A 12,226-nucleotide genomic window follows, 5' to 3' on the forward strand; every position below is an offset into this window, starting at 1 on the left:
TACAGCGAATTTCAGTTGAGTAGAACTTATTACTTAGACAAATCAATCTAGTCTACCCAATCAAAAACTTTTGTAATCTACATCTGGCTAAATTAATTGCTCTATGTCGAGTGCAGAATATAGGTAAATTAACTTACTCAGGGTATTCTTCAGCAACTACAGGAAAATCTCCCGAGCGTTCAGAAGGAATGGCAGCAATAATGGCATCAATTACTTTAGAGATTGGAATAATTTCTAAGCCAATGTCATCGGGTAAGCTTTGCCCTTTAGGTACGATCGCTTTTTTAAATCCTAGTTTAGCTGCTTCTTTTAAACGTAATTCCATCTGGGAAACTAGACGCACCTGTCCCCCTAAACCAACTTCGCCAATTAAAACCGTACGAGGATCGACTACGCGATCGCGAAAACTAGCGACAATAGCGATCGCTACTCCCAAATCCGCCGCCGGTTCTCCTACCCCTAAACCACCAACCGAAGCCACGTAAGCATCAAGTTTTGATAATGGTACACCGACTCTTTTTTCTAGTACGGCTAATATTTGCTGTAGGCGGTTATAATCTATTCCTGTCGTAGAGCGGCGGGGAGAAGTATAGCTAGTGGGACTAACTAAAGCTTGAATTTCTACTACAAGTGGGCGAGTTCCTTCGCAGGCAACAACGATTGATGTACCAGGGGAAGCTTCGTCTCGATTACCGAGAAATAATTCTGAGGGATTATCTACCTCAACTAAACCCCCTTCAGCCATTTCAAAGATGCCGATTTCATGAGTTGCGCCAAAGCGGTTTTTCACCGAGCGCAGCAGACGATGAGAAGCATAGCGATCGCCCTCAAAATATAGTACTGTATCAACTAAGTGTTCTAATACTCTCGGTCCTGCGATCGCGCCTTCTTTGGTAACATGACCGACAATTAGTAGGGTAATATTTTCTCTTTTTCCTACCTGCATTAATGCCGAGGTGCATTCCCTAACTTGCGCTACAGAACCAGGAGAAGAAGTTAAGGCAGCAAAATGTAGCGTTTGAATACTATCAATTACCGCTACTTGAGGCTTCAATGATTCGAGTTCTCGCAAGATTTCTTCTAAATCCGTTTCTGGCATTACGTAAAGATTATTGTCTTTTTTATGAGGAGACTTGCCATTTTGCTTACCATTATTAGCCGCTGCTGTTTTAGTATCTGCTACATCCAAACGAGAGGCTCTTAATTTTACCTGTTGTCCAGACTCCTCTGCCGAAACATAAAGAATTCGGGGTAAACTATAGGATAATTTATTCGCTACCTGCAATAGCAAAGTCGATTTACCAATCCCTGGATCTCCACCAATCAGAACTAGAGAACCAGGAACAACACCTCCGCCTAAGACGCGATCGAATTCTGCATACCCTGAAGGAAATCGTTCTTGAACGTCGTTGTTAATTTCCGAAAATTTTAGAGAGGCTCTAGGCTTTGCTGTTCCAGATATCTTGTTATTAGAACGAGTCCCAGACTGCCATCCTCCTCTGCTGTATCCCCCTCCGCCCGAAGCAATTTCAACTGGTTCTTCAGAAATAGTGCCGAACTCGTTACATTCTTTACACAAGCCGAACCACTGGCTGTATTCAGCCGCACAATTATTGCAGACATATATTTGTTTTGCTTTAGCCATTTGCTTAAATAAAATTAGCGAATTAAAGAAATAAAAAGATAAGTAATACACTTTAAAGATAATACAAGCTCAATCCTAAGAAACTTTAAAAGCTTCAAAGATAAATTAAATCTGAAAAAACTCCTCAATTGTGCGAATAGTTAGAATATTCGCCGTAGAATAGACGTTTAGTGCTATTAAGAGTTGCCGACACAACAGCGTATACTGTTAGGCAATTAAAATTTAACTTAAAGATCAGTAATTTTACTTAAAAAAGGAGTGTCTAATAACTTGGAAACTAATAAAGAAAAAATTTTAGTCGTGGACGATGAGGCTAGCATCCGTCGCATTTTAGAAACTCGTCTTTCCATGATTGGCTACGATGTAGTTACCGCTGCCGATGGCGAAGAAGCTTTAGAAACTTTTCGTACTGCTGAACCTAGTTTGGTAGTTCTGGATGTAATGATGCCTAAGCTAGATGGCTATGGTGTTTGTCAAGAATTGCGCAAGGAATCAGATATTCCTATTATAATGCTCACTGCTTTGGGAGACGTTGCCGATCGCATCACTGGTTTGGAATTAGGTGCAGATGATTATGTCGTTAAGCCTTTCTCTCCTAAAGAATTAGAAGCCAGAATTCGCTCCGTACTGCGCCGAGTTGAGAAAAATGGCGCGCCTGGCATTCCCAGTTCGGGAGTAATTCACGTTGGTTCGATCAAGATTGATACCAACAAACGTCAAGTATACAAAGGTGATGAACGTATTCGCCTTACAGGAATGGAATTTAGTTTGCTAGAGCTATTGGTTAGCCGTTCAGGTGAACCTTTCTCCCGTTCAGAAATCTTACAGGAAGTATGGGGTTACACTCCTGAGCGTCATGTAGACACCCGCGTAGTCGATGTGCATATCTCTCGTCTACGTGCCAAGTTAGAAGACGATCCCAGCAATCCCGAACTAATCCTTACTGCTAGAGGTACTGGCTACTTATTTCAACGCATCCTAGAAGCAGGGGAAGAATAAGCCAAGAGTCAACCTTAACAGTTTGAAGGCACTTACTACTCGGATAGAAGCTCCGAGTCCGTGCCGACTCAAAGGGGTCAAACCCCTCAAGGTAATTGTCTCATGAGAGTCGAAAGCGAGCAAATCATCTTGTTCACAATGTTCACCTATTTACCTTGCAGCTTACGTAAATTTTGATGTGTGGCAATTCCGTCAGGATCTGGCGTAATGATCATAAAAGCTAAGAGCTAAAGACTAACGACTAAAAGCTTCAAAAATGAGTAAATCTGACACCAATCGAATACTCAGGTTGCTACCTTTCTTGGTTGGAGGATTAGGCGGTTTTTTACTGCTGCTCAATCGCCTGTTAACAACCCAAATAACTGATTCTCAGGCACGTTCGGATGCTTTGGGCGTAATTGAAGGGGCGGTGTTAATTTTGGTGGGTTTGCTTTGGCAACAGATCCAAGCGAGAACTCCCGATACCGTAGATTTGATTGGCGAAACAGGTTTGGAGTTTAGTTCCGAGCTTTCAGACTTAGCTAAAACTGAGTTAGCCTGGGCTTCTCATTTGTTGATAACTAACACCGTAACGCGATCTCTAGTAGTTTATTATGATGGCAAAACCATTCTCAGACGGGGTATTTTAGGTAAGAATTCTCAAGTAAAGCCTGGAGCAATTTTAGCCAGAGTATTATCAAGACGAAAGCCCGTATATTTAGTAAAATTGAATCTTTATCCAGGTAAAGTAGAGTTTGACTATTTACCAGAGAATACCCAAGGAGTTATTTGTCAGCCAATTGGCGACAAGGGAGTGTTGATTTTAGGCGCAAATGCTCCTCGCAGCTACACCAAACAAGACGAACAGTGGATTGAAGGTATTGCTGATAAATTAGCGGTGACTTTAGGTGCTACTGATTAAACATTACGAATAAAAGTTTTTTTGTCAGTCACAGCCAGATGCAACCACTGAATAATTTCTTGAATATGCCAATCTAATTTCATTTTTTAAGCCTTGAGCTTCTCGTTCAAACAGTTGATCTAAATAAATAATCGGACAGACTGATTAATAATTAGCTTCTCTCAACTGATTTTTAAAAATGTAGGATATGCTGGTGAGGAAACAGCTGGAAACAAACAATATTTAAGACAATATCTCAGATTTAATTCAGCTATTGAGCGAATTTGCTCGGATAAATGATGTATTTGTTAGACAGAGCCTTGTAGGTATTTTGAATGAGCTATTGCCTAAATCCATCCTGTCCCAAACCTGTTAATCATCCTAAGTCAAAAATATGTGAAGCATGTGGGTCTAAACTGCTATTGCATAATCGTTATCATTTAGTTAAAGGTTTGGGCAAAGGCGGTTTTGGAGCTGCTTTTTTGGCAGCCGATATAGGACTTCCAGGTAAACCTTTGTGTGTAATCAAGCAGTTAAAACCTAACACAGATAACCCCAATTTTCTGGCAATGGCGCGAGAGTTGTTTAAGCGTGAAGCTCAAACTCTTGGTAAAATCGGAAATCATCCTCAAATACCTCGACTGTTAGACTATTTTGAAGAGCGTCAGCAGTTTTACTTAATTCAGGAGTTTGTCAAAGGCAATAATTTGCAGCAGGAAATAAGAAAACAAGGAGTCTTAAACGAAGCAAAAGCTAGACAAGTACTGAAAGAGGTTTTGGTAATTCTTAGAGATATTCATGCTCAAAAAGTTATTCACCGAGACATTAAGCCTGCTAATATTATTCGTCGTGAAATAGATGACAAACTAGTTTTAATTGACTTTGGAGTAGTCAAAGATCAGGTCAATAGTGCTGGAGCGGCAGCCAATCAAACGGCTTTGACTGCCTTTGCAGTAGGTACCCCAGGCTTTGCTCCGCCTGAACAATTAGCTATGCGTCCTGTTTATGCCAGTGATGTTTATGCTTTAGGCGTTACCTGTATGTATTTAATGACTGGAAAAGCCCCAAAAAACATGGATTGCGATCCCATTACTGGGGAAATAAACTGGTTTAAATACGTTAATATTAGCGATAGTTTTGCCGCAATATTGAGCAAAATGCTAGAGATAGCGGTCAAAAGCCGTTACAAATCTGCTGAAGAAGTATTACAGGTACTGGATCTAGAAAACCATACAGATAGCTTATCTGAAAGTATGCTGAGTTATCCTATTGCTGGAGATGCTAGTACTTCCATCTCACATAGAACTGGAATAGGTTCTCGTCATAATATTCCTAGTAGAGTTTCTCAACACGCAGGTAGCAAAACTACATCTACCTCTAGATACTCGAGAACTAGTTCCCAAAGGATTAATCCTAGAAATAGCGCAGCAGAAAAAACGACTTCATTTAGTAATACCAAAGCTGCTGCAAAACCCATAAAAATATCGGCAGAAGAGGTTTTAAATGCTTATTCATCTGGTAGAAAAGACTTTAGTTTGAAAGATTTAGGTATGCAAGATTTGCAAAAGGCAGATTTGTCTGAGGCAAAATTTCACGGTTCTAAATTAGTCAGAACTAATTTTCACGGAGCTGATTTGAATCGGGCTAATTTTATTAATTCTGATGTGCGCCAGGCTATGCTACGTAATGCTAATCTAACTAAATCTTTTTTTAATTCTTGCAATTTAGAAGGGGTCGATTTACGAGGAGCAAACTTAAGCTATGCTAACTTCAAAAATACTAATCTAAAGGGTGCTAACCTGTGTGGAGCTAATCTTAGTCATACTAATTTAACTCAGGAACAATTAGAAGAAGTTAAAACCAACTGGATGACAATTATGCCTAGCGGTAAGCGGGGATTTTGGTAAGTTTTTAATGTCCGAACTCAGGTTATATTAGTAATGGGAAAATATTTTTTCTACCAATATAAGATACAAGCAAGTAATTATTGAGTATAACGATCGCTTGTCTAGCTTCAGGTAAAATATTCTAAGCTTCAAAGATATAGTACAAATGATCTTTTCAGAAGAAATAAATATTATTAGTGACTAACTCCTAACAATTTTTAGTTAGCTTAATAATTATTTTTAGATATTTTAATAATGCCAGTAGTTAAAATTAAAGTAAGTTTTTATATATTCAGCCACTTAATCTAGATTCAAGGCTGCCAATTTTTTAGTGACAAAAATAAATTGCTTATGATTAATCCTACTCTTTTATGGATAATTGTGGCAGGAATTCTTTGCTCGATGGAGTTCGTTTTCCCCACTGCGTTTGTCAGCTTTACGATGGGTATTGCTGCGCTGCTAGTGGCAGTTGTATCTTTATTTTTGCCACAATACACCTTACTGACTGGTTTGTGGCTAATTTTCTCGACTGGATTAACTATTCTTTCACGTCGTTTATTTACACCCAAGCGTAGAATATCAATTACGGGAGATGATTTGGAAGCTACCGCCATTGGCGGTATACCCGCTGGAAGCGCAGGGCGAGTTTTATATGAAGGTAACTCTTGGCGAGCAAAATGTGCCGATGAAACTAGAGACATTGCCCCTAATGAACCTGTTTTTGTAGTTCGCAAGCAAGGTAACACTTTAATTGTTTTACCCAGGCAAATGTTGGATCGAGACTGAATTAAGTAAATCAAACACCGGTCTTTCAGGATCGAAACCAATTACCGCGATCGAAGTTTTTTCTCGATTCTGCGGGTTGTGCCAAGAGAGAGAACCAATATATACTGGCTCAGCAGATTCTACTCCTTGGATATTTATATTAAACTAAACCGATTAGCTTAGTAACTCTGATTGAGCAAAAAGCGATCTGCGATTAGTAGAGAAGGCTCAACAAGGTTTTTTTAGTTCTTGATATAATTAGAAAGCCACAAATCAATCATTACAGGTGTTTGAAGATTTATGACTACTCAACTAGAAATAAATGACAACCAAACAACTCTTTATGATCGCGATTATTGTCAGTGGCTTACTCGAACTGCTGAATTACTAAAGAAAAAAGAATTTACTCAACTAGACCTAAAAAATTTAATTGAGGAAATAGAAAGCTTGGGTAAAAGTGAAAAAAGAGCCATTGAAAGCAACTTGATTGTCGTTATACTTCACTTGCTTAAATGGCAATATCAACCCTCCATGCGTTCTAATAGCTGGAAGTCTAGTATCAGAGAACATCGACGCAGAGTACAACGATTGCTTACTGATAGTCCCAGTCTTAAAAATCACTTATTATTCGCATTAGCTGATTGTTATTTAGCTGCAAAAAAACAAGCTGCTGACGAAACGGGTTTATCTGCCGTTGTTTTTCCTGAAGAATGTCTTTCCTTAGCTGAATTTCTTGACGAAGATTTTTTGCCTGATTAAGTCGCGTCTCTAAAAGAAAATAAAAAAGCGATCGCCTTACGTAAGACGATCGGCTAAAATTGCAAAAAAGCTTAAAACTAGATTGAGATGAAAAGCCGTAGTTTCACAGTAGTTGTTTACAAAGAAGACGATACTTATATTGCCGAATGTCCTGAAATTGGCACAGTAGACCAAGGGGAAACTATCGAACAGGCTGTTTTGGGTTTAAAAGAAGCTACAAGATTATATTTAGAAGAGTTTCCATTGCCAGAGACTTCTCCTATATATATCACCACTATGGACATTAGCTATGCCTAAATTGCCCAGAATTTCTAGTAAAAAAGCAATTAGAGCATTAGAGCGTTTGGGTTTTGAAAAAACTCGTCAAACTGGTAGTCACGTCATTATGAAAAAGATAACGTCCGATGGTCTAGTTGGTTGTGTTGTGCCAATACATAAAGAGCTAAAAACTGGAACATTAAAAGGCATTCTTAGACAGGCACAATTAGGTTTAGAAGAATTTATTGACAATCTTTAAGCATTATTTTAGTAGAAGGCATAAAAAAAGCGATCGCCTGACTCAAATAGAAGCAATAAAATGCGCGATCGCTTTCTGTTTAAATCTTAAAAATTACAGTTGAAGTTGTTCCTAAAATTTTCTTTTTGTTAGCTTATTTGCTAGGAGAGTAATTTTTCCTGGGGGAATGATTTTTACTTTCCCATGTTCAGAAATCGTAATAGACTCACCTTTAATTCGGTGCTGTTCAATCGTCTCATCTATGGCATCTTGAAATAATTTTTTTATATTGTCAGGAGAAAAATTTATTTTATCCACAGTTGATCGTTAATAACTTGATTCCAAATTCAGGAGATCGCATGACTCAAATAACAAGAGTAAATAAAAAGACTTCAGCCGAATAACATTCTGATTAATTCATTACGATTCAAACTGTGATGTTCACCAATTGCTTTAAAAATAGAGTTTAGAGTTCCTATTTTAATTGGCTCGTGTGCGGGAACTGTAATATGGTGTTCACCATTTCGTTTAGTAGTTAACCTAATATGACTACCAGTTTGGCGAAAACTTCATAATCAAGAAAAGAAAGAGCTTTAATTAAGTCTTTTCCTGATATATCTCGCGGTAATTTTACGATGCAATGACCTCATCTCGAACAATATGTAATCGAATTACTTTAGGTTTTTGTTCTTCTATAAAATGACAGTCAACTGCATCACGGATCATTTCTTTGAGACTTTCCAAATTATCTGCTTGCGTAAATATAGACTCACCTAATGCTCTGGCTGTATAACCTCCGTCAGGGTCATCTTCAACCAGAAAAACAATTTCTATCATTAGTGATAATTACCTAAATACGGTATTACTATTTTTAAAATGCTCCAGATTTCTACTATAGGATAGTAACTTATTATCTTGGCAGTATAATTAACATCATCAAAGCGATCGCCATTCTAGAAAACCCATCGCCTGACTCAAATAGAAGCAATAAAATGCGCGATCGCATCATATAATGCGATCGCTTGGTTATTTTTAATAGTTAAATTAGCTGATTGATGTTTTAGTCAGAGTAATTTATAACATAGGGGTTAGGATCAACATTATCTAAAATACCATCTCCGTCGCTATCAGTATCTGCATAATTAAAAATACCATCCTTGTCGGTGTCTAAGGGAAAATTGAAATTGCGTCCTAGTTCTACTGCATCGTTAATACCGTCATTATCACGATCATTGCCACTGCACTCTTCTATAGTTGTCGTTTCATTTGATCCATTTCCTTTAATTTCCCAGTCTGGGTGACTATTAACAAGAGCAGTAGCTTGCAATTCGTTCAGACTATAAGAGCTAGCACCAGTGAAAGAAATTTCATACCTTTTAGAACTATCAACTTTAGCGGTTGCACCTGCAACTAGATCTGCTATTAAAGCATCTTTGCCAGAAGACTCACCCTTATTACTTGGATCGTAACCGCTAATTTTAAGTTTACCTACGCCTACAGTATGGGTAAACGGTGCATTATTACCATGACCATCATTACTGCATCCATTATCAGCAAGAGCTTTTTTATCACTTGTTCCTGCTATAAAACTGCCGATTATCAAAATACCCAAAAGACTTTTAGCGGTTAGTTTTTTAAGATTAACAAATTTAAGCATTTGAATTAATTTCCTTGGTTTTTAAATAAATAGTATTTGTATTAGTTAATTTGAGAGTTTTTAATATTTGTTAGACTTTATTTGCCAGTGAATCAACAATAACAGTGACGAATAGGCAACGTAAACTCTTGAAAATACTGAAGTTTTGGTATAAAGAAATAGTGGTTTTTAGATGTATTTAGTAAATTTATGATGAAGCTAACTAATAAAAATCGAGAAATAAAAAAGATAAGTATTTTCACTATTGTTGAAATTTAAAATTTAATGAATAGAAAAAGCGACCAAATAGTAGATGTGGGCGTAAATAAAGCCACCATTCATAAATTATCAAAGCCTTACAGTTAAATACTTTTGACTTTTGATTATTAACTTTTGACTTCCGCGCACCAGTACTGGCAACATATCTCGGTTAAGCCTCGATAAGCCTCTTTAATAAGATTGGGAATGTTCTAGAGACTTTAGGAGATAGCGAAAAACTTTTTGATAAACTGAATTTCTACAAAATTAAAAATCATGATTAATCTAAAACAGTTACACGATCGCGACTTCAATCTTTGAATCGAAAAGATAAAAGAAACTATTCAAAATAGAGATTTTAAAAATATGGATTGGGATAATCTGTTAGACGAAATAGACGATATGGGAAAGTCAGAAAAGCGATCGCCGATTAAGCAGAAAGAAAGATTGAAGAAATCTAGTTTTTGTCAATAATTAAAGCGACAAGAAATAACCGTTAAGTAATTATCATCTACTGCATAAACAAGACGATTAGTATCATCAATACGACGCGAGCAAAAACCTGATAAGTTTTCTTTTAACGTTTGTGAGCGGGAAGTCCGACGCCATAACTTGTTTGGCGTTGGGATGATAGCGAGCTTTACATTTTTGACAAGCAATCTTCATAAATGCAGAGTGCCAATAAGCAGTACACTTGTGATGGGCGCAAGGTATAAACCTGAATTGACCCAGGATTGGGAACTACCCAACCTAGATGAGAGTGAAAGGTAGTTGTTGCAAATCAGTCTTCGGAACCTCCATAACTAGGGAAATAGATTAGAAATCGAATAATCGTAATGGATAGTAGTACCGATGGTCTATCGGGGAAAGAAATTGACTGTCAAGTCGTACTGTCGGGGAAGCAGTAGTGGGAGGCGTTTGCCGTTTGTACCAAAACTGTTTCTAGATAAGTGGCATGGGACAGTAAATGCTTGCTCGCGAGAGTGGGAAGCCCACGCTATACTGCTTGCAGTTAGCGATGGGAGGAAGTCACAGGTTCTGGCTTGCCAATGCCATCAAACGGAGTACTCTTTGCTGCTTTAATCAGCTTATTAATTCTTTTGAGCGTCTTTTTATCTTGACGCTGCCAAAAAACATAACTATCCCAAGCTTCATCAGTCCAAGCCAATATACGACTACTCATCCAATAAATCTTTTTCTGTCACTTGTCCTTGTCTATATTGAGCGATTGAACGTTCTAAGTGAGCAGCATTCTTCGGAGATTTCAGCAAATGAACAGTTTCTAACAAGCTAGTGACATCCTCCCAACGCTAATTGTGATGCGAAGCGAATCCTTTAGGGCTCCTTGCGTCGCAATATAGCGTGGGCTTCCCAATATCACTATTGGGCATTGCTCCCCTAACAGCATTAGCTGAGTTGCGCCACTTATCTAGAACAAAGTTCCCCGACAGTACGACTCTTAGTGCCAATTTCTTGAGCGAAAATGCGGTGTGGATTTTCCTCCCGCATTATTCGCGTGCTTTTCGGGAGTCCCCCGATACGTTTCTTGTCCTCGGTTACATATTTCTTGAGCCGAGGCTATATCTCTATCGACAACATAATTACATTCATGACACTGATGTAGTCTGACACTTAGATCTTTTCTAACTTCAGTTCTGCAATTAGGACAAGTTTGACTTGTTCCCCGATGATCTATCCTGCCGACAAAGACATCTCGCTCTTTGGCTACATATTCTAAGATCGAGCGTAGCTGACCAAAACTAGCATCAATTGAATGCTTGCCTAGCATTCCTTTGGCCATGATACCAAAGTCGCAATCTTCTACATAGATTGTGTTAGCCATAGAACAGAGTTTATGCGCTAATTTATATTGATAGTCAGCGCGTTTGAAAGCAATATGGTTATGTTGTTTGGCTACTTTGGTTCTTGCTTTTTCATAGTTCTCTCCCCGTTTCATTTTTCTCGACAAACGCTTTTGTAGCACTTTCAGCCGACTGTAGGCTGTCTTGAAAAACTTAGGTCTAGGTTCGGTGAAAGAGTCAGATGTAGCTATGTAAGATAGCAAGCCAACATCTACGCCAATGCTATGACCATGAGGTGTTGGACTAGGTAAAACAATATCTGATTCTATTGCTACCACAGCAAACCAACCTACGGCTTTTTTGACTATCCTTACCTGTTTGATTACAAAACCATCAGGTATTGGTCTGTGCAAATTGATCTGCACTTTTCCTAGTTTGGGTATTTGTATCTGCCAATCGCTTAAAGGATTGGTTTTGAACTGAGGAAACAAAATGGACTTCATTTGCCCATATTTTTTAAACCTTGGAAACCCAAATCCTTTTGCTCTGAAAGCATCCCAGCTATCATGCAGTCGTCTGATATTAGTTTGCAATACCTGTGACGGTACAGTCTTCAATCTAGGGAATTTCTTTTTTGCTTTGGGTAGGTTGTTTTGCTGTTGGTGGTAACTGGGAAACGGATAATCCGCAGCCATAATATATTCTGATTCCAAACTACATCTATCTACCGAACATTTTCTAGAAGCAATCCAATCTTTTAGTTCTCGTAAAGCATAGTTATAGCTAACTCTACAAGTTTTTAACCACTCGTCGAGTGATTCAATTTGACTGCTATCTGGATAAATGCGGTAAACATAATTTAGTATCATTTGCTTACTCTACTATCTTTGTGATGTATTGGTAGAATATTGGTTCGCAAAGCTCATATGCCAATCGCGGATTCACGGATAAACCGCACTCCGCCCTTCGGTCTCGAAGCGGTATCCGCTCTGAGACAGGCTTTTCATATGGGGCTGTCGCCTGTGGTTTCCCAGGCGTTTACGACGCGAAGCTAGTCCTTTAGGATAAGCCCCGTCCCGACGCTGACAAGAGTGGTACAG

Annotated in this window: 15 protein-coding genes; 8 read left to right on the top strand and 7 right to left on the bottom strand. The window is 38.5% G+C overall.

The window, feature by feature from the left end:
• Positions 1 to 133 precede the first annotated feature (133 nt).
• Positions 134 to 1,645, bottom strand: coding sequence for a DNA repair protein RadA (gene radA, locus V6C71_20215; GenBank protein ID HEY9770783.1), 1,512 nt, complete (start codon positions 1,643 to 1,645; stop codon positions 134 to 136).
• Positions 1,646 to 1,915: 270 nt separating this feature from the next.
• On the opposite strand from radA, the gene V6C71_20220 reads away from it, so the two are divergent.
• The 7 genes from V6C71_20220 to V6C71_20250 all read left to right on the top strand — a co-directional run bounded on the left by V6C71_20220 (position 1,916) and on the right by V6C71_20250 (position 7,451).
• Positions 1,916 to 2,644: a response regulator transcription factor gene (locus V6C71_20220; GenBank protein HEY9770784.1), complete on the top strand. Its 729-nt coding sequence runs from the start codon at positions 1,916 to 1,918 to the stop codon at positions 2,642 to 2,644.
• Between the two features lie 256 nt (positions 2,645 to 2,900).
• The gene (locus tag V6C71_20225) at positions 2,901 to 3,545 is read left to right on the top strand and encodes a cofactor assembly of complex C subunit B (protein HEY9770785.1); all 645 of its coding nucleotides are present in this window, start codon (positions 2,901 to 2,903) and stop codon (positions 3,543 to 3,545) included.
• Between the two features lie 314 nt (positions 3,546 to 3,859).
• Positions 3,860 to 5,431 carry a serine/threonine-protein kinase gene (locus V6C71_20230; GenBank protein HEY9770786.1) on the top strand — a complete coding sequence of 524 codons (1,572 nt, stop codon included), beginning with the start codon at positions 3,860 to 3,862 and terminating at the stop codon, positions 5,429 to 5,431.
• Between the two features lie 330 nt (positions 5,432 to 5,761).
• Complete coding sequence (locus V6C71_20235; protein ID HEY9770787.1) at positions 5,762 to 6,196, top strand: NfeD family protein; 435 nt, start codon at positions 5,762 to 5,764, stop codon at positions 6,194 to 6,196.
• 279 nt (positions 6,197 to 6,475) lie between these two features.
• The gene (locus tag V6C71_20240) at positions 6,476 to 6,934 is read left to right on the top strand and encodes a DUF29 domain-containing protein (protein HEY9770788.1); all 459 of its coding nucleotides are present in this window, start codon (positions 6,476 to 6,478) and stop codon (positions 6,932 to 6,934) included.
• Positions 6,935 to 7,021: 87 nt separating this feature from the next.
• On the top strand, positions 7,022 to 7,231 hold the full coding sequence (locus V6C71_20245) for a type II toxin-antitoxin system HicB family antitoxin (protein ID HEY9770789.1): 210 nt from the start codon (positions 7,022 to 7,024) through the stop codon (positions 7,229 to 7,231).
• Positions 7,224 to 7,451 (top strand): type II toxin-antitoxin system HicA family toxin, encoded by a 228-nt coding sequence (locus V6C71_20250; GenBank protein HEY9770790.1) that lies wholly within the window; start codon positions 7,224 to 7,226, stop codon positions 7,449 to 7,451. The genes V6C71_20245 and V6C71_20250 overlap by 8 nt, the downstream gene beginning before the upstream one ends.
• 111 nt (positions 7,452 to 7,562) lie before the next feature.
• Here V6C71_20250 and V6C71_20255 read toward each other — a convergent pair whose 3' ends face one another.
• The 4 genes from V6C71_20255 to V6C71_20270 form a co-directional block, all read right to left on the bottom strand.
• Entirely contained in the window at positions 7,563 to 7,748 is a 186-nt protein-coding gene (locus V6C71_20255) for a hypothetical protein (GenBank protein ID HEY9770791.1), read from the bottom strand.
• Positions 7,749 to 7,822: 74 nt separating this feature from the next.
• On the bottom strand, positions 7,823 to 7,975 hold the full coding sequence (locus V6C71_20260) for a hypothetical protein (GenBank protein HEY9770792.1): 153 nt from the start codon (positions 7,973 to 7,975) through the stop codon (positions 7,823 to 7,825).
• Positions 7,976 to 8,060: 85 nt separating this feature from the next.
• Positions 8,061 to 8,267, bottom strand: a complete 207-nt coding sequence (locus tag V6C71_20265; protein ID HEY9770793.1) for a 2-oxoisovalerate dehydrogenase E1 subunit beta — start codon at positions 8,265 to 8,267, stop codon at positions 8,061 to 8,063.
• Between the two features lie 223 nt (positions 8,268 to 8,490).
• Positions 8,491 to 9,087: a hypothetical protein gene (locus tag V6C71_20270; protein ID HEY9770794.1), complete on the bottom strand. Its 597-nt coding sequence runs from the start codon at positions 9,085 to 9,087 to the stop codon at positions 8,491 to 8,493.
• A 567-nt stretch (positions 9,088 to 9,654) separates the two neighbouring features.
• On the opposite strand from V6C71_20270, the gene V6C71_20275 reads away from it, so the two are divergent.
• Positions 9,655 to 9,798 carry a DUF29 family protein gene (locus tag V6C71_20275; GenBank protein ID HEY9770795.1) on the top strand — a complete coding sequence of 48 codons (144 nt, stop codon included), beginning with the start codon at positions 9,655 to 9,657 and terminating at the stop codon, positions 9,796 to 9,798.
• Positions 9,799 to 10,336: 538 nt separating this feature from the next.
• On the opposite strand, the gene V6C71_20280 is transcribed toward V6C71_20275, so the two are convergent.
• Together V6C71_20280 and V6C71_20285 are read right to left on the bottom strand one after the other, a co-directional pair.
• Positions 10,337 to 10,507: a type II toxin-antitoxin system YoeB family toxin gene (locus V6C71_20280; GenBank protein ID HEY9770796.1), complete on the bottom strand. Its 171-nt coding sequence runs from the start codon at positions 10,505 to 10,507 to the stop codon at positions 10,337 to 10,339.
• Between the two features lie 276 nt (positions 10,508 to 10,783).
• A complete protein-coding gene (locus V6C71_20285; protein HEY9770797.1) occupies positions 10,784 to 11,995 on the bottom strand; it encodes a transposase in 1,212 nt (403 codons plus the stop codon).
• Between the last annotated feature and the right edge of the window lie 231 nt (positions 11,996 to 12,226).

The organism is Coleofasciculaceae cyanobacterium, assembly GCA_036703275.1.
Lineage (GTDB): Bacteria > Cyanobacteriota > Cyanobacteriia > Cyanobacteriales > Xenococcaceae > Waterburya.